This window comes from Bacillus sp. V26, from assembly GCF_034296245.1.
GTDB lineage: Bacteria > Bacillota > Bacilli > Bacillales > Bacillaceae > Bacillus > Bacillus halotolerans.
The window spans coordinates 387733-407961 of record NZ_JAXKQF010000001.1; the positions used below are offsets into that span (position 1 = coordinate 387733).

Genomic DNA, 20229 nt, shown 5'->3' on the forward strand with positions numbered 1-20229 from the left:
TTGCGCAGATATTATTTTTTTAAAAAAAGTGATCAGGAGCGGGAGGAGAGGATCAATTGCTTAAAAATAAACGGAAAAGACCCTATTAATGGGGGAGTTGCATAAAAAAACATGACTTGTTGATACAAGCCATGTTTTTTGGTTACATGGTATACAGGAAATATCATGTGTTCTATTCCAAGTAATGTTTTTTAAAATCTGAGTGGATTGAAAATTTGCGTCGTAACTGGATGAGGTTTTTTCCAAAACTATCTTCTAAAAGCCCTCTATGCTTCTTCATAATTTCCATGAGATACAGATCATGAATGATCACTTCTGTAATAGGCATGACTAAACCTACATGCATCGTCCATGCAGCACGGCTATCGTTGCCAAGAGAGACAATACCTGCTACTACTTCTGAATCATCTCCGCTATATACAAGCCACCGTCCGTCATACTCTTCTGTAATTTCACTGCTCATATCATGAAGGTACACATTAGCAAAATCAGATGCGATATCTCCGTAGGCAATAATGGTGACAATGACACCTTTATTTGCCGCCTGTCTCAGCTCTGATTCCACCTCTTTGAAATCCTCTTTCCAGATCTCCAAGAGGATTCTTTTTTTTGCTGATAATATACAAGCCTTCACCTTTTCAAGAATTTCACTGCGTCCGGTGATATTCCAGATATTTTCCCGGTCATTTGCGGTCTGCTCGAATTTTTCAAAGTATTTTTCAGCCTGGTCAAAATTCTCTTCCGCTTTGAGCCGTCGGTTTTTAATCAGTTCTTTAGCGGGTACAGGGACATACTGAGGCGTGTTTCCGTGGCTTACAAAAACATCTCCTCTTAAGACAAGGCTTTCCAAGACTTCATATATTTTTGAACGAGGCACGCCGGAATTTTTGGCTACCGCATAGCCGGTTAAAGGCGATTCTTGCAATAATGCCAGATAAGCTTTTGATTCATATTCGGTAAAATTGAGGTTTTTTAAAATGTCTAACATATTTTCCTTCATACATCCTCCAATATAAAGAGCAGTCGCTGCCTTTGTAATCGCTATTTTAACAAACCATATTGATTTTTTCCAAACGTATTGATACACTTTTTGTAGGGAGTTACTTTAGTAGTCACTATATGTTAAGGCGATTCATTTAAAGGGGGAAAGAACATGCACAGCTTACTCGCATACATACCGATCGCTGCCATGATGGTTATCATTCCAGGAGCAGATACGATGCTTGTTATGAAAAATACCCTTAGATATGGCGCAAAGGCTGGCCGATATAATATTCTTGGATTGGCAACGGGACTATCTTTTTGGACGGTTATTGCCATTCTAGGTTTATCAATGGTCATTGCCAAGTCGGTGATTCTTTTTACAACAATCAAATATTTGGGAGCAGCATACTTAATTTATTTAGGGATAAAAAGTTTTTTTGCAAAAAATATGTTTTCTTTAGACGATATGCAAGCTCAAGCAAAAACCGCAGCAATTTCTCCGAAACGACACTATAAATCTTCCTTTATGCAAGGGTCACTCAGTAACATTCTTAATCCCAAAACGGTTTTGGTCTATGTCACGATCATGCCCCAATTCATCAATCTGAAGGGAAATGTAAACCAGCAGCTTATTATTTTAGCTTCAATTCTCACCCTATTAGCGGTGTTATGGTTTCTCTTTCTCGTTTATATCATTGATTACGCAAAAAAATGGATGAAAAATCCCAAGTTCCAGAAAGCTTTTCAAAAAATAACGGGAATCATATTAGTTGGGTTTGGTATTAAAACTGGTTTAAATTGATGTCACGGCCACTTACCAAAAGACTCCGTTCATATTTTGAACGGAGTCTTTTGATAAATATGGAGATTAAATCACGGAGGCAGGTATGTTTTTATCTTCAGCATACGTTTATTTTGGAGACATTTGTACGGGAAAAGATCATGACACTACATGAGCGGGATCGTAAAACATGGAATATCCAGTGCCTCGCAGCACACAAAAAAGACAAGGGATAAACAACTCCCTTGTCTTTTTTATGATTTCACTTAGTATGACGAACTTTATAAGCAATCATCAATAAGAGAAACCAAACTGGAGTGACAAATAGGGAAACACGCGTATCTTTCGCGAGTGCCAGCACAACCAGTATGAACACCAGGAAAGCCAGTGTTACGTAATTGGATAATGGAAAAAGCGGCATTTTAAATGTATTCACCTTTGCTGCATCCGGTCTTGTTTTCCGATATTTCAAATGGCAAATCACAATAATGCCCCAAATAAAGATGAAGCATATAGTAGAAACACTTGTGATAAGCGTAAAAACTTGCTCTGGCATTACATAGTTCAGAATAACACCAATAAGAATGGCAATGGCTGAAAAGAACAATGCATTGCTTGGTACATTTGAGGCAGTCAGCTTTTGCAATGGGTCAGGTGCATGATGATCCTTGGCAAGCGAGTATACCATCCGGCTTGTACTAAATAAAGCACTATTGCCAGCTGAAGCAGCAGATGTCAGTACAACAAAATTAATGATGCTGGCGGCTGCTGTGATACCGACCGCTGAGAATACTTGAACAAATGGGCTTTCAGCAGGATTGATGATATTCCATGGATAAATACTCATAATCACAAGAAGAGCGCCAATATAAAAAAGCAAAATTCGAATAGGGATATTGTTAATTGCTTTAGGGATTACTTTTTCTGGGTTTTCTGCTTCGCCTGCAGTAAGCCCCACAAGTTCAATGCCCGTAAATGCAAACACGACCATCTGGAATGAGAGGATAAATCCATGTAAACCATTTGGAAACATGCCGCCGTGACTCCAAAGATTCGTGAAGGAGGCGATGTTTGACTGTGTGGAAAATCCTTTTATGATCAAGACAATACCGATAACAATCAGTGCCAGTATTGCGATGATTTTGATTAATGCGAACCAGAACTCCAATTCACCAAAAAGTTTTACAGTCGCTAGATTCATGATGAGCAACATCATAAGCGCAATGAACCCTGGCATCCATTGGGGTACACCAGGAAACCAATATTGTGTATAAAGACCGACAGCTGTTAAATCAGCCATAGCAAGTGAGATCCAGCAAAACCAGTACGTCCAGCCGGTAATAAATGCTGCCATATTTCCTAAATAATCACTTACAAAATCGACAAAAGAGTGATATCCCGCGTTAGATAAGAGCAGCTCTCCCAGTGAACGCATAATGAAAAAGAGAAATACGCCCGTGATCATGTAAGCAAATAAAATAGAGGGTCCTGAAAAATGTATTGATTTCCCTGATCCTAGGAATAAACCAGTTCCGATTGCCCCCCCAATCGCTATGAGTTGTATGTGCCTGTTTTTAAGGCCTCTGGACAATTTCCGTTTGTGCAGAGAATTGTCCATAGTGGAATCGTCCGTCACTTTATGTTTTCCTCCAATAAAAAATATAGTTATCTTGGTTGTTTAGGAATCATAGCTTCCTGAATTTTTTATCTATCATTATAACAGGAAACTTATATTATATTAAATTTTATTGATTTTTTTAATTAAATGTAACTAATGTATCTATTTTTATAAGGTGTAATATCCACCAGGATGTGTAAAGGATTTCTTTTCTGCCGCTCTAATAATATATCCAACTATTTTTTATTAAAATAATAAGGTTATAAGAAGAATAGAGAGTTTACATTCAGTCATGTTTATAATGACAAGAGATTAAGTTTTGGGTTGTTTGCCCTGATCTTTAAGATGTATTTTCCGAAGTATCAGAACTTTGTCACCAATATGTTCACGGAGAGTGGTAAACTGTTTACGAATTATTACTTTTGAAGGGGGACAACCTGAGTGAATCATAGATCAAAAACACCAAAAAAGGGTGTTTGTTTAGACAAATAACGAAATTATTTTTTAATCGGTGCAAGCTTTTGTGTTGAGATACGGTGCTATTGTTCCTGCATATAAAAACATTTCACAGAATATTGAAAAAGAAAATCCAAGTGCGGACGCAAGGCCATAGAATGAGATGAGATCCTCAGTACAAGGCATAAAAATTGATGTCCGTTTTTTCAATTTTGACTAATAAGGACAAAGGATGTTATAGATGAAAAGAATTGATAAAATATACCATCAGCTCATGCATAATTTTCATGACTCCAGCTTAGATCATCTTTTAAAGGTACAGGGAAATTCAGCAAAGGAAATTGCTCAGCAATTGAAGATAGAGCGGTCCAATGTCAGTTTTGAATTAAACAATCTCGTGCGGTCCAAAAAGGTGATAAAAATTAAAACGTTTCCCGTGCGGTACATTCCAGTGGAAGTAGTGGAAAGAGCATTCAACAAAAAATGGAATACAGAGATAATGGAAGTTAAAGAGCTGAAGGGGCTTTCTGAAAATCAAAAAAAGAACGATCAAAATATTTCTACGAATCCTCTTGAACTTATGATTGGAGCAAAAGGCAGTTTGAAGAAAGCAATTTCTCAAGCAAAAGCAGCTGTTTTTTATCCTCCGCACGGTCTGCACATGCTTCTCTTAGGACCGACAGGCTCCGGTAAATCCCTTTTTGCGAACCGGATTTACCAGTTTGCGATTTACTCTGACATTTTGAATCCTGGTTCTCCGTTCATCACATTTAACTGTGCAGATTACTATAACAATCCTCAATTATTACTCTCTCAATTATTTGGTCATAAGAAAGGAGCATTTACCGGCGCCAGCGAAGATAAAGCCGGTTTAGTTGAGCAGGCCGACGGGGGCATTCTGTTTATGGATGAAATTCATCGTCTTCCGCCTGAGGGACAAGAAATGCTGTTTTATTTTATCGACAGCGGATCTTATAACCGTCTTGGAGAAACTGAACATAAAAGAACATCGAAAGTATTATTTATTTGCGCAACTACCGAAAACCCTAATTCTGCTCTATTAAAAACATTTTTGCGAAGAATTCCAATGACGATTCATATTCCATCGCTGGGAGAACGATCTCTTAAAGAGAGAGTTGATCTCACAACGTTTTTATTAGGGAAAGAAGCAGAGCGTATTAAGAAGAATCTAAGTGTGCATATCGATGTATATAATGCATTGATTCATTCTGCGAAGTTTGGGAATGTGGGACAGCTGAAATCAAATGTGCAGTTAGTTTGTGCACATGGATTTTTACATAATCTTGACAGAGATGAAGTTGTTGAACTGACCGTTCGGGATCTCCCGGATGAAATCAAGCAAGATTGGATGTCGAGCAGCAAAAACATGAAAAGAAGCAAAACGATTTCTGAATATGTCAATATCACAACCATCATATCCCCGATAGTAGAAGATGAAACAACAAAAATTGATGATGATCTATCATTTAATTTGTATCATTTGATAGAAGAAAAAGTCGAAGTGTTAAACAAAGAAGGCTTGTCCAAAAAGGAAATAAACCAATATATTTTAACGGATATTCATTTGCATGTCAGAAGCTTTTTTAATCAAAGCGCGTTCCGAAATGACAGCCTGCTGACATTTGTTGAGGACGGCGTGATTCAAATGACGAAGCAATTAAAAGAAGTTGCTGAACAAGAACTGAATTGCACATTTGACCGTAAATTTATCTATTTTTTAAGTATGCATATCGATTCATTTTTAAAACGCGGTAAGCAAATTGATGTTTTAAATGCGCAGGAAACGGATGAAATCCGTGATACCCATGTGAAAGAGTATCAGGTGGCGCTCATATTCAAAGACAAAATTCAGGAACACTTCAGAGTAACCGTCCCGGAAATAGAAGTCATCTACTTAACGATGCTGATTCATTCCATCAAAACGTTAAAAGAAAACAAAAGAGTAGGGATTGTGGTTGCCGCACATGGAAATAGCATGGCGAGTTCCATGGTTGAAGTAGCGACGGAGCTTTTAGGAAGCACCCCAATTGCGGCCGTCGATATGCCCCTTTCTGTTTCACCTGCGGAAATTATGGAGCGCTTAGCGGGGAAAATACAGCAGGTAGATGAAGGTGAAGGTGTTTTAATGCTTGTTGATATGGGGTCACTTGCAATGCTGGAAAGCAAGCTTGAAGAAAAAACAGGCATCAAAATCAAAACAATCAGCAATGTCACGACCTCAATGGTGCTGGACGCCGTCAGAAAGGTGAACTATCTGAATTTACATTTACATGCCATATATGATTCGGTCACAAAGGATTTTATTGAGTTATGGGATCGGCAGCCTGCCGCCTCACCAGGCAAAAAGAGGGCGTTGGTTTCGATTTGCACAACAGGCAGCGGAACGGCAAAAAAGCTGGAAGACATCTTAACAACGATCGTAAACAAGGCCTCTGATGTTCCCATCCACATATTGACCGTATCATCGATTAAATTGGCAAACAGCATCAAAGAAATCGAAAAAGAGTATGAGATTCTTGCGACAGTAGGAACAAAAGATCCTAAAATCAATGCTCCGCATGTATCTTTGGAGGTATTAATTGGAGGAGAAGGAGAGAAGATGATCCAACAGGCGATCACAAAAGGCAGCATCCCGATGAGTAATGGATTATCGGGCGCAAATATCATTGTACGGGAGCTTTGCGAGGATAGTTTGAAAAAGTATCTGGTTTTTTTGAACCCCCATCACATTATAGAAATCTTATTAGAGTGGCTTCAGACCATTCAAGATGAGTTAGGCATCATTTTCAATAACACAGTGATGATCAAAGTGATTATGCATACGGCTTTTGCCTTTGAAAGGGTGATTAAACAGAATCCGATTGCTTTTTCCGAAGAAGACGAAATAACCGATCAGCTGAAAGAGATTTTTGAGGTGACAGAGCGAACATTAATCCCTTATGAACAAAAATTGGGACTGAACATAAGCGATGATGAAAAATTATTTATAGCCGCCATTTTTGCTGAAGAAGTACATGGCCACATGTGTTAAAAGCAGTTTTTTTCCGTAAACCTGTATTAAATGGAACGCCATTTTAATACAGGTTTATTTTTGTATTCACATGTGTTTCAATCAGCTTTCTTCATGTGCTGAAAAACAAATGAAAACGCTTAACACAGATTCTTTGGCACGATACTTGCATTATAAATGGATGTACGAAAAAGGAAAGGAGCAAACGTGTTATGATTTCAGTCATTATTAGCGGACATGGGGACTTTCCCATAGCATTAAAAGAATCTTCAGGCATGATATTCGGTGAAGAAAATCATCTGATAGCGGTGCCGTTTTTTAAAGGAGAGGGCATCCAAACGCTGCAAGAAAAATATCATCAGACGCTTCAGGATATTCCGAAAGAAAATGAGGTGCTTTTTTTAGTTGATATTTTTGGAGGCACACCATATAACGCAGCGGCTTCCTTCATCGCTAAGGATCAAAGAATGGATATGGCTGCCGGCATAAACCTGCCGATACTACTGGAGGTATTAAGCCTGAGAGAACACATGAAACTCAAAGAAATGCTGAATCACTTAAAAAAAATGAGCCAGCAAAGCTTTCAAGTTTGCAGCGAACATTTAGAAAAAGCAAAAACAGTTTGTGAAGAAAAAAGAGAGGATGAACTATGATGAACATTACATTGGCAAGAATTGATGACCGCTTTATTCACGGCCAAATCCTGACAAGATGGATTAAAGTCCATGCAGCAGACCGAATCATCGTTGTGTCAGATGACGTTGCGCAGGATGAAATGAGAAAAACCCTGATCCTTTCTGTTGCTCCTTCCAATGTAAAGGCGAGTGCCGTATCAATTTCTAAAATGGCAAAGGCGTTTCATAGTCCGCGCTACGAAGGGGTAACGGCGATGCTGCTGTTTGAAAACCCATCCGATATTGTATCTCTCATAGAAGCAGGCGTCCCTATCAAAACCGTAAATGTCGGAGGGATGCGTTTTGAGAATAATCGCCGGCAAATCACCAAATCAGTCAGCGTAACTGAAGAGGATATAGAGGCGTTTGAGACATTAAATGAATTAGGCGTCACGCTGGAATTGAGGCAGCTGCCTTCTGATGCCAGTGAAGACTTTATGGAGATTTTGAGAAATGTAACAAAATCATCAAGGGGATGAGATGATGACTTCAATACAAATTATTTTGTTGTTAATCATTGCAGCCATTACAGGTATTGCAAGTGTATTGGATGAAGGACAAACACACCGTCCGCTGATTGCCTGCACTTTGGTTGGCCTTGTTCTTGGTGATCTAAAAACAGGAATCATTTTAGGAGGAACGCTGGAGCTGATGGCGCTGGGCTGGATGAATGTCGGCCTCGCCATGGCGCCTGATACAGCCATTGCCTCTGTGATTTCAACCATTTTAGTGATTACCGCTGATCAAGGCATTGGTGAAGGCATTGCCGTCGCTGTTGCTTTGGCAGCTGCAGGTCAAGCGCTTACTATTTTTGTCCGAACGATTACTGTCTTTTTCATTCACCGTGCTGATAAATATGCCAGGGAGGGGAATATCAAAGGAATTGAAATTATGCATATTACTGCCATGGTGTTTCAGGCGCTGCGTGTTATGATACCGACTTTGATTGTGGCCTTAATCAGTGTGAGCGCTGTTCAGGCGTTCTTAGGAAATATTCCGGAAGTCATTACCAAAGGTTTGCAAATAGGAGGGGGCATCATTGTTGTTGTGGGGTATGCAATGGTGATCAATATGATGAATATCCCTTATCTTAAGCCATTTTTCTATATTGGTTTTTTGTTGGCAGCGTTTACCGATTTCAATTTAGTAGGGTTTGGCGCTCTTGGTCTCTGTCTGGCGCTTTTATACCAGCAGGTTATGCAAAAAAATAGCGCCCACGGGGCAGTTGCCGCAGCCGCAGACGGCAGCAATGCAGCTGTCTATGATGATGATGACGATCTTGATGCATAAGAACGAGGGGGGATGAAAATTGGAGAAAGAAAAAAGATTAACAAAGAAAGACATTTTCAGTATGTTTATCCGTTCGAATTTCTTGCTCGGCTCATTTAACTTTGAACGTGTGCAGGCAATGGGATATTGCTATGTGATGATACCGGCGATAAAAAAATTGTACGGTCCGGGAGCGAAAAGAAACGCAGCATTACAGCGCCACTTGGAATGGTTTAATACACATCCGTGGCTGTCCGCACCCATATTTGGGGTGACAGCTGCCATGGAAGAAGAAATGGCGAACAATAAAGGAATAGACGGGAAAGCAATAAGCGGGATGAAAATCGGTTTAATGGGCCCGATAGCGGGTGTGGGCGACCCTATTTTCTGGGGAACCGTACGTCCCGTATTGGCTGCTTTAGGGGCTTCTCTTGCTTTAGGCGGAAACATAGCCGGTCCTCTGCTGTTCTTTTTTCTGCTGAATGCCATCAGATTAACCACAAAATATTACGGTTTAAAGTATGGCTATGTAAAAGGGATGGAGATTCTGCAGGATCTAGCAGGAAATCGTATTCAAAAACTGACAGAAGGTGCTTCCATCCTCGGGTTATTTGTGATGGGGGCTTTGGTCTCCAAGTGGACCACCATCAACATCCCGATCGTTGTTTCAAGAATTAAAGATGATAACGGAAAAGTTGACGTTCAAACTGTGCAAAATATTTTAGACAGCATTATGCCGGGGGCGCTGCCTTTAGGATTGACTTTATTAGTGGCATGGATGCTGCGAAAAGGAGTAAATCCTCTCCTAATTATAGTTGGCATATTTGTGATCGGTATTCTTGGCTATTGGGCTGGATTTCTGGCATAAGCGCTTAACGGGTAAAAAGGGGAGAACCTGCCGAAGTCTTTCTCATAACCTCTTCATCATTCGATACAGCTTTTATCACGGATCACTCGTGCAGATGTCTCTCTTGAATGTTTTTATATGTTAGAGAGGAGAGAATCAGAATGAAAAAGAAGCTTATTCAAGTCGTGATCCTATTCACCATGCTGTTTACTATGGCACTGCCAGTAAGTGCAGCCGATTCAAGCTACTATGATGAGGATTACCGTCCTCAATATCATTTCACACCAGAGGCAAACTGGATGAATGATCCAAACGGAATGGTATATTATGCAGGGGAGTATCATTTGTTTTATCAGCATCATCCATACGGTCTGCAATGGGGGCCGATGCATTGGGGCCATGCAGTAAGCAAGGATTTAGTTCACTGGAAGCACCTTCCCATAGCGCTGTCACCTGATGAAAAAGGCACAATTTTTTCCGGGGGCGCAGTGGTCGATTGGAATAATACAAGCGGTTTTCAAACCGGAAAGGAGAAGCCGCTTGTCTCTATATATACGCAGGATCATGAAGACGGCCAAGTGCAAAGCGTCGCCTATAGTAATGATAAAGGCAGAACGTGGACGAAATACTCAGGTAATCCGGTCATTCCAAACCCGGGAAAAAAAGATTTTCGCGATCCGAAAGTGTTTTGGTATGAAGAAGATAAAAAGTGGGTGATGGTCCTGGCAGCTGGTGACCGAATTCTCATTTATACATCAAAAAATCTGAAGCAGTGGACATATGCAAGTGAGTTTGGTCAAGGACAAGGAAGTCATGGAGGCGTATGGGAATGTCCGGATTTATTTGAGCTTCCTGTAGACGGCAATCCGAAACAAAAGAAATGGGTGATGCAAGTCAGTGTCGGAAACGGTGCGGTTTCAGGAGGATCAGGCATGCAATATTTTGTAGGAAGTTTTGATGGAACAACTTTCAAGAACGAAAACCCGTCAGACAAAGTATTATGGACCGACTATGGTAAAGACTTTTATGCGGCTGTTTCTTGGTCCGATGTCCCTTCTTCAGATGGACGGCGGCTTTGGCTAGGGTGGATGAGCAATTGGCAATATGCCAACGATGTTCCTACATCTCCATGGAGAAGTGCAACGACTATTCCAAGAGAAGTAAAATTGAAAGCGCTTTCTGAAGGGATCAGAGTTATTCAAACACCAGTAACAGAGCTGCAATCTATCAGGGGAGCCGCGCAGAAGTGGAAAAATAAGATTATATCGCCAGAAAGCAGTAATCTATTGGCGGGTATATCTGGAGATGCTTATGAAATGAATGCAGAGTTTCAAGTGAATCCAGGTTCGGCTTCTGAATTCGGTTTTAAGGTTCGAACAGGGAGAAATCAATATACAAAAATCGGTTATCATCAAAAGAGCGGCAAACTGTTCGTTGACCGAAGCCAATCCGGAAATGTCACCTTTAATCCAACCTTTAACACTGGGAAGCAAGCAGCTCCGCTGAAGCCGGTAAATGGAAAGATTAAAATGCGTATTTTTGTTGACCGCTCTTCAGTCGAAGTATTTGGTAATGACGGGCAACAGGTGTTGACTGACATCATTCTTCCGGATAGATCAAGCAAAGGTCTTGAATTATATGCTATTAATGGCCGTGCTAAGGTAAACTCCCTAACGATTCATCCTTTAAAAAAAGCATGGGGAGCGTCACCGTTTATATCCAATTTGACTGGCTGGACAACTGTAAACGGTACGTGGGCCGACACAATTGATGGAAAACAAGGACGATCAGACGGCGATTCCTTCATGATGTCCTCAGCATCAGGAGCTGACTTCACTTATGAATCCGATATAATCATTAAGGATGGGAACGGAAAAGGGGCAGGGGCTCTTGTGTTTCGTTCTGATAAAGACGCCCAAAACGGTTATGTAGCCAATGTGGATGCGAAACATGATCTTGTGAAATTTTTTAAATTTGAGGACGGGATTGCCTCTGTTATTGCCGAACACCAAACACCAATAGATATAAATAAAAAATATCATTTGAAAACTGTGGCTCATGGCGCTCACTTTAAAATATATTTGGATGACCGTCTAGTCATAGATACTGAAGATTCTGCATTCTCAGAAGGTCAATTTGGCTTGAACGTTTGGGATGCTACAGCAGCCTTTCAGAATGTCAACGCAAAGGCTGATTAGAAAAGACAAAAGAGGCATTTTTAATGAAGGGGGAATAGAGATTCTTACACTTTCTCTATAAAAAAAGGCACAGACTCAAACAGTCTGTGCCTTTTTCTTATTTCAACAGGTTCAATGATTCGCGGTTAAATGCTTCCAAATCATCAGGTGTTCTGCTTGTTACAATGTTGTGGCTGACGACTACTTCTTCGTCTTTGTAATTTGCACCAGCGTTGATCAAGTCTTTGCGAATGCTGCGGTAGCCAGTGATGTCTTTGCCTTTCAGAAGATCCGTATCAATGAGTACCTGCGGGCCGTGGCAAATAGCGAAAACAGGTTTCTCATTTTCTACAAATGCTTTCGCAAATTCACCCGGCCGGTCATCTCCGCGAAGCAAATCTGGGGAAAATCCTCCAGGAATCAATAGGGCATCGAATTCACTTGCATCTACGTCGGAGATCGCTTTGTCGATCTTCACTTTCTCGCCATGTTTACCGGTAACTTCCTTGCCTGCTTCCAAATCAATGGCAACGACGCTATGGCCAGCTTCTTCGTATGCCTTTACCGGACTTGTATATTCGATATCTTCGAATTGGTCTGTAACGAGAACAGCGATTTTTTTGCTCATATTTATACCTCCTATGAATTCCTATATACCATAGAATAACAGGCACGTTCATTTTCCTTCAAAATATTTGCTTGAGATGGTTTTCGCAAGAGTCCTGCGAAGGGGTTGTTTTATAGATTTTATGGTTTTCATATGGTAACATCGCCGCCAAAACGAGGCAGAAGGATTAGCGCTCTTCTCAACTTATTTCTTTTTTAAAAAATAGACTTTTTAAATGATTTTCACGTCCTGTGGAGCGGAGTGCAGTAAACAAAAGGCGAGGTGCCAATAGGTATGGCTACCTCACCTTTTACAACTATTCCGACTCATAATGTAGAGATATCAATAACGAATCGGTAGCGTACATCACTGCGAAGAACACGCTCATATGCTTCATCCACTTCATCGGCACGAATCACCTCAATTTTAGGTGCAATGCCATGCTGAGCAGCGAAATCAAGCATCTCTTGTGTTTCTGGAATTCCGCCGACAAGAGAACCCGCTAGGCTGCGGCGGCCCATGATTAAGGAGAATACACTATATTTGTCCGGCTCGGCCGGTGCCCCTACATTCACAAGGGTTCCGTCTATCCGAAGCATTGATAAATAGGCATCTACATCAAGGTTCGCGGATACTGTATTTAAGATTACGTCAAAACGCCCGGCCAATTCAGTAAATGTAGCTTGATTACTGGTTGCATAGTAATGGTCAGCCCCTAGTTCAAGGGCTTCCTCTTTCTTATTCATAGAGCGGCTCAGGACGGTTACCTCTGCACCCAAAGCATGCGCAAATTGAATCGCCAAATGACCAAGCCCGCCGACCCCTACAATCGCAACCTTTTTGCCTGGGCCGACGTTCCAGTGTTTTAGAGGGGAATAGGTTGTAATCCCTGCACACAGTAGAGGGCTGGCAACATCCATCTCCAAACTGTCCGGTATCCGAACAACGAACCTGTCAGTGACAACGATTTTTTGGCTGTACCCGCCATACGTCGGATTTCCATCATAGTCCAGTGAATTATAAGTTTGGACAACACCTTTAGTGCAGAACTGTTCCTCACCGCTGAGGCAGTATTCGCATTCTCCGCAGGAGTCAACAAAACAGCCGACGCCAACGCGATCTCCGACAGCAAATGTTGTGACTTCTGCTCCCACAGCCTCCACAACTCCGGCGATTTCGTGACCGGGAACCATCGGAAAAATTCCTCCGCCCCATTCATCGAACGCACTGTGGATATCGGAATGGCAAATACCGCTGAATTTAATGTCGATTAAGACGTCGTGCGCCCGTAATTCTCTTCTTTCAATTGTAGTCTGTTCAAATTTCGCTTTAGCATTTGGTACGCTTAATACACGAGTTTTATGATGATTACACATACAGACCTTCCTTTCATATAGTCAGTTTCCAGATAAGAACATGTCACTTGATGTTTGTCAGGTGTGTTCAACATCACTTTAAACCTTGAAGTCCACTTTAAGGCAAGAGTTTTTTTAAGAAACATATTTTTATAAAAGTATAAGAGTAAGCACTTTTAACAATTAAGTATTAAATTCTGTATGATCGATCATATAAAACGAACGCATCGAATCAATTGACTCGATGCGTTCGTTTTATCATGTATCATACCATTCATCATGAACAGGTCCGTTTTAGGAGTAATGGCTACATGCAACCCACTGTCTTTTGTTGCGCCATGACAATGTATACGTGCGGCGGAATATTCACGACATCTCCTGAAGAATGAGATTGAGAAATACAGCAGTTTCAATTTGTTTCTTCTTGACTTAAAGTGAACTTTAAGTGTTATCTTCAAAAACAGCAGGATAAAGAGGTGAAAAATATGAATATTACGCAAGTGGCAAAGCAGTTTGGCCTAACAGCCGCAACGCTCAGATATTATGAACGTGTTGGATTGATCCCGCCGGTAAAACGAAAAGAAAGCGGAATCCGCGATTATGATGAAGAAGATATCAAATGGGTTGAATTCATCAAATGCATGCGAAATGCTGGCCTAACGATAGACGCGTTAATTGAATATACAACGTTATTTACTGAAGGAGACCGAACAGTAGAAGCCCGCAAAAATATCCTGGCTGACGAAAGACAGCGATTGATAGAAAAGCGGAAAGAAATTGATGAAACAATAAAAAGATTAAATAAAAAAATTGAGGATTATGATGGAAAATTGCGCGAAAATGAGGACAAACTCAAAAGCAGACCTAAGACGGAAAGATTTCATGGATAAGTACCAGTAAGGCTAGAATGAATTAAACAATTCCTTCTTTGTTTACATTTATCATAAAAGAGCAGGGGAAATCGCAGAAAAACGCGGTGTTCCCCGTATTCATACCGCGCTTGCCTGGCTGCTGCAGAAAGAGCCTGTAACAGCTCCTATTATCGGTGCTGCGAAAATGTCACACCTTGAAGATGCCGTAGGTGCTCTTGCAGTTAAATTGACGCCTGAAGAAGTTAGGTTTCAAGAAGAACCATATGTACCTCACCGAATAGTTGGTCATCATTAATTATGGTCGAAAACGATATTGCTAATCAACAAGATACTACGCTTTCGGATTGAGAGAAAGAATAGAGGGCTCAAGAATAAAAAAATGGCTTATTCCAATTCTTTAAGGGAATTTCAGGCCTAAGGAGCAGGGAGAATGATAGAAAAACAGTATACAATTATCGCGAGTACAGGCTTCGCCCGTGCAGCGGCCTTGTTAGTACGTGCGGCTTGTCAATTCACCTCCAGTATATATCTTGAATATCAAGGGCAAGCTGTCGATCTGAAAAATACACCCAAGTCCCTCATTGATGTGATGTCACTAGGAATTAAACCTAATACCCACATTAGGATAAGAGCTAATGGCGTTGACGAGAAACAGGCTTTACAAGTGATAGAAGATCATTTGCAAAAAAACAAGTTCACAAAGAAATGAGGAAGAAAACCTTCTCTTTTTTTATTATCATTTTCAGGGACTCGCTCCAAGTCCCCTTTTTTATACGAGCGTTTTGTTAACTGCTTATCTTCAAAAGAAACCAACTCATTTCTCTTCATTTTAAAGCCGAAAATCTGAAAGGGTAGGGTAATAAAAAAGGCATCCATAAGGATGCCTAAAATGAATCTTTACTGAATGATTACCTATTGCATCTTTTTACTGGTTTACAGCATGGATTTCTTAAGTCACTTCCACAATCATATTCCTCAACGATATTTTCATTCTCTGTAGATTGTGTCACTGGATAGTAATTTTCTACTCTTGTAACATTTCTATTAACATTAACAATGTGAGTCGGCTGAACACGTCTAACAGTACGTTCATTGGTTGTCGTATTTACAACATTTCTTGTGGGAGAAACAATTGTTTCTACATTGTTGCCTCCATTGCCCCCATTAAAACCATTGAAGCTATTGGTACCGTTGTTCCCGCGACGAGAGCCGAACATGAATTCGTCCACAATTCTAAACCCACCGTTATTGCAGCTCATCAAAATCACCCTTTCAAAAAATCTTGTCTTACAATATAAGTTATGATGAAGAAAAAAGGTTGTCCTAGACAAGAAACTCGTATTATAAAAAATCCGCTATTATTTTAGGGTTTCGATACACATGACAAGAAAGGCGGATGAGTTCAAAAAGTGGTTTTTTAGATAACAATGTGACTGAAGCTATAAAAATTGATATCCTACGGCTGCTGGCTGATAGAAGAGGCATACGATGTATCCTTAAAGCTACGGAAATGCGGATGAAAAACAAGTGCAGGTGGTTCTATATTTCAGTCTAATGATATAGCTTAAATAAGCTAAATGTAGAAAGAATTTGTTTCTCATTTTAGATATATTAAGAGAGGGGGGAGAAATAGTGAAAATAAAAAATCTTGAAATATTCGTTTCACATTTTAATCAAACTGTAAGCTTTTACAAAGATATCCTTCAATTTAAAAGGCTGGCGTTAACTGATACATTAGCCATATTTCAAGTGGGAGAAAGCATTTTAACCTTGCACCAAGACGAAGTGAATCGCTATTACTATCATTTTGCGTTTAATATCCATTCGAATATTTTCGCACAAGCTAAAGAATGGCTGAAAAAGAAGGTTGATTTACTTGAAGAAGATGGTGACGATGAAGCGTATTTTTCAAATACAAAGGCAAGATCGATATATTTTGAAGATCCTGCAGGTAATATTGTTGAGTTTATTTCTCGATTAGAAACCTCTCCGGAAACGAAGTCAAAAGTATTCACGCCCGACAATGTAATAGGGATAAGCGAGATTGGTTTATCTACAAATCATGTTAAAGAATGTTTTGATTACCTTTTAAAGCTGGGAATTCGGCAAAGAAATGATGAACCTTTCTCAAAAAATCATTTACTTTTCATGGGAGAGTATAAAGAAGGAGTCTATATTTTATTAGGTCCTCTCGGGAGAAGATGGATATTCTCGGATAAATACAGTATAGATGCACCACTCATGATGGAAACTGACCGAGGGATCATCAAAAATTTTGATTAGTAATCAAGCTTTTAATTGGTGTGTGACATATCTTTCACTCATTATTTCGGATTGCATTGCAATCCCTATATTCCCAAATTTCATCCTCTCTTCTGTCGGAAAATTCAGTAATAATGGCACTTCTCATATACCTGTTTGATGGTAATATGATATCAATATATGTAAACGAAAGGGGCGAAGATGGTCTGCCGAATCATTCCTGAACTGAATGTTAGAAAACCAGACGCAGGACATTTATTGTGAGGAGGATATAAGTTGAGAAAGATAAAAATGGCAAGTTTATTAACCGTTATGTTGGCGTCATTCTTCATTTTTTCTAGTCATGCACAAGCAGTTCAGTATTACACTGTCTCAACAAGCAGCGGTGCTCCCGTAAATATGCGCAGCGGCCCAGGTACAAGTTGGGGGATTGTAACGACTATTCCGAGCGGAACCCGCATCCCGATCTACTGCTACAAAACCGGTACAACTGTAACTGGAAAGTATGGAACAAGTAATATTTGGAATTACACAGAGCGGACGCTTGCAAGCGGGGAGATCGTTCCTGGATTTGTCTCTGATACATATATGTATACAGGCTCAGACGGTCCGGTTGTTCCTAAATGCAGCTGGTAGTCTTAGCTGCAAATCAAAAAACTAATATAGTGATATTTTCATAGAAAGAGGGATTCAATTGACTAAACTAAAAACGTTGAGTATGTTAACCGTTATGATTGCATCATTGTTCATCTTTTCCAGTCATGCACTTGCAGTTCAGTACTTTACTGTCTCAACAAGCAGCGGTGCGCCTGTCAATATGCGCAGCGGTCCAGGTACAAATTATCCTATTATGCTTTCCATTCCTAGCGGCTCGCGTGTTCCTTACTATTGTTATGCTTATGGAACAACTGTAACCGGAAAGTATGGAACGAGTAACATTTGGGACCAAATCCAGTGGAAAGATTCCCGGGGTATTGTGAATATTGGATATGTTTCTGACACATATGTTTACACAGGATCGGACGGCCCTGTAGGTTACCGTTGCAACTAGCTGTATACTCCGAACAATAGAGTCTCTTTTTAGGGCCTACCTGAAAAACCATACCAACTGGTGTGGTTTTTCCTGTTTATAAATAACTCAATCGCTAGGATAGCCCACTTTAACTTTAAGTACATAAATGAAAGACCGAGGAAATTGTTTTAGTATTTTGTAGGAACAGTCAAGAGGACAGAAAGTAAGATGATAAATCATGAAAACATCTCATTTTCCCTTTGATCTTTGCATAAGATAAATGTATAATACAAATCGTAATAATTTCGATTTGAAGAGAAGGAGTGTACGTAATGGGAATTTTATTTGCAAAGAGGTTAGGGATATTAGCGATTGGTTCATTACTAATATTGGCAGGATGTCAGACTTCAGGTTCACCTAAAGGTGAGTCTAATAAAACAGCATCATCCTCAGCAGCTGCAGAAGACTCTTCTAAAACGCAAGAGCAATCATCTGAAAGTCACACACACGGACATGTTCACGATCATAGTCATGCACATGATGAAGAAACAGAAAAAATTTATGAAGGCGATTTTAAAAACAGTCAAGTAAAGGATCGTTCGCTTTCTGACTGGGAAGGAGACTGGCAATCTGTATATTCATACCTGCAAGATGGTACTCTTGACGAAGTATTTTCTTATAAAGCAGAACATGAAGGTGACATGACAGCTGAAGAATATAAAGAATATTATAAAAAAGGGTATAAAACAGATGTTGAACGTATCTTAATTCAACCAGATACTGTAACGTTCTTCAAAAATGGAAAAGAATATTCTGGTCAGTATATTTATGACGGGTACGAAATTCTGACATATGATGCGGGCAATAGAGGGGTAAGATACATATTCAAACTTGCTAAAGAAGCTGAAGGACTTCCTCAGTATATTCAGTTTAGTGATCATAGTATCTATCCGACTAAATCCAATCATTACCATCTGTATTGGGGTGACGACCGTGAAGCTTTACTTGATGAAGTCAAAAACTGGCCTACCTATTACCCGTCAGAAATGGATGGACACGATATTGCCCATGAGATGATGGCTCATTAAAAACGGCCCTTGGTCTTGATCGTTTCCTCATCAATTGGAAATAACGGACTTGATATTGAATACATTATTATTGATAAGGACTTCTACAGATAGATGCATGTGTAGCTGCTGACTCCTCGTCAGCAGCTTTTTTCCCTCTTTACATTTCTTCCGTTTTACCATCTCCCTGCCTTATAATACGAATGACACGCTTTATTTTTAAGCCTATGCCTGAGCTGTACGTTCAAAAGATGGGGGTGTATCCCAAATGAAATGGGTTGTTAAACGGTTTAATATCAATAGAAAATTTTTAAAAAGGTTAATGATTGTTCCAATTTTATTCATCTGTTATGTTTTATTTTTAAATCCTGAAATTATACTTGAAGAGCAATGTCCTAATAAGCCTTATAGTTTAACAATCGTAAAGCACGGGACAGGTATATTCGATAATAAAATTGCTTTAATATATTACAAGATCAACGGAAAAACAGTAGCTGTTGGGAATTTGGTGTTTTTTGAGAATTTGAGCAGAGATATAAATGTTACTTGGGATACGAATACTGATGATGGAACTTGGTGGATAGATAAAAGCGTACATTTAACAATGACTTATGCTAAAAATTTCAAGGGGGATTTAGACAAGAAAGATATTGATTTTGATTATGGTACTGTCCAATAATAACAATTAGTTTATCTAAAATATGACTATACACTAACAGAACCGCCAGTTGCGGTTCGGTCGAATTATACTCTGCTCTAAATTGCTTTAGGAGCAGTTTTTCCTTTCCTTACAAACACCATGATTCCAGGGGTGATCATAAGTATAGCTGGTATTAAGTAAAACCAATCAATACATATAAGTCCTCCAATCCCTGAGACAAAAAGTAGAACACTGCTCAACTTTGGTTTGAATAAGACAACAATTGAAGCGGTAAACCCAATGCATGAAAAGATCAAAGATATCCATGCCCTAACAAGGAGGTCGCTTGTCATATCAAAGTATCTGATCAAGTGAAAAAATAAATCAAGGTAAGCGATACCTAAAGCTAGGATAGATGCTACAACACCCATTATGCTCCCTATTAAACTTAAAACAAACTCAATGGTTCTCTTCACAATAAACGCTCCTTATGTAATCTTCATTTTTATATATGATAATGTAAAAGAGACCTAAATGAAAAATATAAATGAGAAAAACAACAAAAACCTATGTCCTG

The 20229-nt window shown here is 39.7% G+C and carries 20 protein-coding genes and 1 pseudogene; 15 read left to right on the forward strand and 6 right to left on the reverse strand.

The genetic code is table 11. The features are described from left to right. Positions 1–172: 172 nt before the first annotated feature. On the reverse strand, positions 173–1000 hold the full coding sequence (locus tag UJ203_RS02015; RefSeq protein WP_059293538.1) for a TrmB family transcriptional regulator: 828 nt from the start codon (positions 998–1000) through the stop codon (positions 173–175). 153 nt (positions 1001–1153) lie between these two features. Between UJ203_RS02015 and UJ203_RS02020 the strand changes: the two genes are divergently transcribed. Continuing rightward, the gene (locus tag UJ203_RS02020; protein WP_024122275.1) at positions 1154–1786 is read left to right on the forward strand and encodes a LysE family transporter; all 633 of its coding nucleotides are present in this window, start codon (positions 1154–1156) and stop codon (positions 1784–1786) included. A 241-nt stretch (positions 1787–2027) separates the two neighbouring features. Here the strand turns inward: UJ203_RS02020 and UJ203_RS02025 are convergent, their stop codons facing one another. Next, positions 2028–3401 carry an amino acid permease gene (locus UJ203_RS02025; RefSeq protein ID WP_248337307.1) on the reverse strand — a complete coding sequence of 458 codons (1374 nt, stop codon included), beginning with the start codon at positions 3399–3401 and terminating at the stop codon, positions 2028–2030. A gap of 679 nt (positions 3402–4080) precedes the next feature. On the opposite strand from UJ203_RS02025, the gene UJ203_RS02030 reads away from it, so the two are divergent. From UJ203_RS02030 to UJ203_RS02055, 6 genes are all read left to right on the forward strand, one after another. Then, a complete protein-coding gene (locus UJ203_RS02030) occupies positions 4081–6891 on the forward strand; it encodes a sigma 54-interacting transcriptional regulator (protein ID WP_322008493.1) in 2811 nt (936 codons plus the stop codon). 191 nt (positions 6892–7082) lie between these two features. After that, complete coding sequence (levD, locus tag UJ203_RS02035; protein WP_059335489.1) at positions 7083–7523, forward strand: PTS fructose transporter subunit IIA; 441 nt, start codon at positions 7083–7085, stop codon at positions 7521–7523. Beyond that, a complete protein-coding gene (locus tag UJ203_RS02040) occupies positions 7523–8023 on the forward strand; it encodes a mannose/fructose/sorbose PTS transporter subunit IIB (RefSeq protein ID WP_059293540.1) in 501 nt (166 codons plus the stop codon). The genes levD and UJ203_RS02040 overlap by 1 nt, the downstream gene beginning before the upstream one ends. Before the next feature lie 4 nt (positions 8024–8027). Next, positions 8028–8834, forward strand: a complete 807-nt coding sequence (levF, locus tag UJ203_RS02045) for a PTS fructose transporter subunit IIC (RefSeq protein ID WP_044154405.1) — start codon at positions 8028–8030, stop codon at positions 8832–8834. Positions 8835–8853: 19 nt separating this feature from the next. After that, positions 8854–9681 carry a PTS fructose transporter subunit IID gene (levG, locus tag UJ203_RS02050; RefSeq protein ID WP_105953536.1) on the forward strand — a complete coding sequence of 276 codons (828 nt, stop codon included), beginning with the start codon at positions 8854–8856 and terminating at the stop codon, positions 9679–9681. A gap of 140 nt (positions 9682–9821) precedes the next feature. Next, positions 9822–11858, forward strand: coding sequence for a GH32 C-terminal domain-containing protein (locus tag UJ203_RS02055; protein WP_322008494.1), 2037 nt, complete (start codon positions 9822–9824; stop codon positions 11856–11858). Positions 11859–11955: 97 nt separating this feature from the next. Here the strand turns inward: UJ203_RS02055 and yraA are convergent, their stop codons facing one another. Both yraA and UJ203_RS02065 read right to left on the reverse strand, forming a co-directional pair. Beyond that, complete coding sequence (gene yraA / locus UJ203_RS02060; protein ID WP_069487145.1) at positions 11956–12465, reverse strand: cysteine protease YraA; 510 nt, start codon at positions 12463–12465, stop codon at positions 11956–11958. A 305-nt stretch (positions 12466–12770) separates the two neighbouring features. After that, positions 12771–13820, reverse strand: coding sequence for an NAD(P)-dependent alcohol dehydrogenase (locus UJ203_RS02065; protein WP_322008495.1), 1050 nt, complete (start codon positions 13818–13820; stop codon positions 12771–12773). A 464-nt stretch (positions 13821–14284) separates the two neighbouring features. On the opposite strand from UJ203_RS02065, the gene UJ203_RS02070 reads away from it, so the two are divergent. The 3 genes and pseudogenes from UJ203_RS02070 to UJ203_RS02080 all read left to right on the forward strand — a co-directional run bounded on the left by UJ203_RS02070 (position 14285) and on the right by UJ203_RS02080 (position 15380). Next, positions 14285–14689, forward strand: a complete 405-nt coding sequence (locus UJ203_RS02070; RefSeq protein WP_322008496.1) for a MerR family transcriptional regulator — start codon at positions 14285–14287, stop codon at positions 14687–14689. Between the two features lie 55 nt (positions 14690–14744). After that, positions 14745–14966 (forward strand): annotated as a pseudogene (locus tag UJ203_RS02075) (aldo/keto reductase); the annotation flags it as partial. A 135-nt stretch (positions 14967–15101) separates the two neighbouring features. After that, complete coding sequence (locus UJ203_RS02080) at positions 15102–15380, forward strand: HPr family phosphocarrier protein (RefSeq protein ID WP_322008497.1); 279 nt, start codon at positions 15102–15104, stop codon at positions 15378–15380. Between the two features lie 199 nt (positions 15381–15579). On the opposite strand, the gene UJ203_RS02085 is transcribed toward UJ203_RS02080, so the two are convergent. Beyond that, complete coding sequence (locus tag UJ203_RS02085) at positions 15580–15930, reverse strand: CotD family spore coat protein (protein WP_322008498.1); 351 nt, start codon at positions 15928–15930, stop codon at positions 15580–15582. A 373-nt stretch (positions 15931–16303) separates the two neighbouring features. Here UJ203_RS02085 and UJ203_RS02090 point away from each other — a divergent pair, with 373 nt between their 5' ends. The 5 genes from UJ203_RS02090 (at position 16304) to UJ203_RS02110 (ending at position 19691) form a co-directional block, all read left to right on the forward strand. After that, complete coding sequence (locus UJ203_RS02090; RefSeq protein ID WP_322008499.1) at positions 16304–16954, forward strand: VOC family protein; 651 nt, start codon at positions 16304–16306, stop codon at positions 16952–16954. 270 nt (positions 16955–17224) lie between these two features. Further along, positions 17225–17569 (forward strand): SH3 domain-containing protein, encoded by a 345-nt coding sequence (locus UJ203_RS02095; RefSeq protein ID WP_415859180.1) that lies wholly within the window; start codon positions 17225–17227, stop codon positions 17567–17569. 58 nt (positions 17570–17627) lie between these two features. After that, positions 17628–17984, forward strand: coding sequence for an SH3 domain-containing protein (locus UJ203_RS02100; RefSeq protein WP_322008501.1), 357 nt, complete (start codon positions 17628–17630; stop codon positions 17982–17984). A 293-nt stretch (positions 17985–18277) separates the two neighbouring features. Then, positions 18278–19033, forward strand: a complete 756-nt coding sequence (locus UJ203_RS02105; protein ID WP_322008502.1) for a ZinT family metal-binding protein — start codon at positions 18278–18280, stop codon at positions 19031–19033. A gap of 247 nt (positions 19034–19280) precedes the next feature. Then, positions 19281–19691, forward strand: a complete 411-nt coding sequence (locus UJ203_RS02110; protein ID WP_322008503.1) for a hypothetical protein — start codon at positions 19281–19283, stop codon at positions 19689–19691. A 77-nt stretch (positions 19692–19768) separates the two neighbouring features. Here UJ203_RS02110 and UJ203_RS02115 read toward each other — a convergent pair whose 3' ends face one another. Beyond that, on the reverse strand, positions 19769–20128 hold the full coding sequence (locus tag UJ203_RS02115; RefSeq protein ID WP_322008504.1) for a hypothetical protein: 360 nt from the start codon (positions 20126–20128) through the stop codon (positions 19769–19771). Between the last annotated feature and the right edge of the window lie 101 nt (positions 20129–20229).

Excerpts from the sequence above, each read along its gene's own strand:
- UJ203_RS02015 (WP_059293538.1), bottom strand. The coding sequence starts at position 1,000 with ATGAAGGAAAATATGTTAGACATTTTAAAAAACCTCAATTTTACCGAA.
- UJ203_RS02020 (WP_024122275.1), top strand. The coding sequence starts at position 1,154 with ATGCACAGCTTACTCGCATACATACCGATCGCTGCCATGATGGTTATC.
- UJ203_RS02030 (WP_322008493.1), top strand. The coding sequence starts at position 4,081 with ATGAAAAGAATTGATAAAATATACCATCAGCTCATGCATAATTTTCAT.
- levD (WP_059335489.1), top strand. The coding sequence starts at position 7,083 with ATGATTTCAGTCATTATTAGCGGACATGGGGACTTTCCCATAGCATTA.
- UJ203_RS02040 (WP_059293540.1), top strand. The coding sequence starts at position 7,523 with ATGAACATTACATTGGCAAGAATTGATGACCGCTTTATTCACGGCCAA.
- levF (WP_044154405.1), top strand. The coding sequence starts at position 8,028 with ATGACTTCAATACAAATTATTTTGTTGTTAATCATTGCAGCCATTACA.
- UJ203_RS02055 (WP_322008494.1), top strand. The coding sequence starts at position 9,822 with ATGAAAAAGAAGCTTATTCAAGTCGTGATCCTATTCACCATGCTGTTT.
- yraA (WP_069487145.1), bottom strand. The coding sequence starts at position 12,465 with ATGAGCAAAAAAATCGCTGTTCTCGTTACAGACCAATTCGAAGATATC.
- UJ203_RS02065 (WP_322008495.1), bottom strand. The coding sequence starts at position 13,820 with ATGTGTAATCATCATAAAACTCGTGTATTAAGCGTACCAAATGCTAAA.
- UJ203_RS02070 (WP_322008496.1), top strand. The coding sequence starts at position 14,285 with ATGAATATTACGCAAGTGGCAAAGCAGTTTGGCCTAACAGCCGCAACG.
- UJ203_RS02080 (WP_322008497.1), top strand. The coding sequence starts at position 15,102 with ATGATAGAAAAACAGTATACAATTATCGCGAGTACAGGCTTCGCCCGT.
- UJ203_RS02085 (WP_322008498.1), bottom strand. The coding sequence starts at position 15,930 with ATGAGCTGCAATAACGGTGGGTTTAGAATTGTGGACGAATTCATGTTC.
- UJ203_RS02095 (WP_415859180.1), top strand. The coding sequence starts at position 17,225 with ATGGCAAGTTTATTAACCGTTATGTTGGCGTCATTCTTCATTTTTTCT.
- UJ203_RS02105 (WP_322008502.1), top strand. The coding sequence starts at position 18,278 with ATGGGAATTTTATTTGCAAAGAGGTTAGGGATATTAGCGATTGGTTCA.
- UJ203_RS02110 (WP_322008503.1), top strand. The coding sequence starts at position 19,281 with ATGAAATGGGTTGTTAAACGGTTTAATATCAATAGAAAATTTTTAAAA.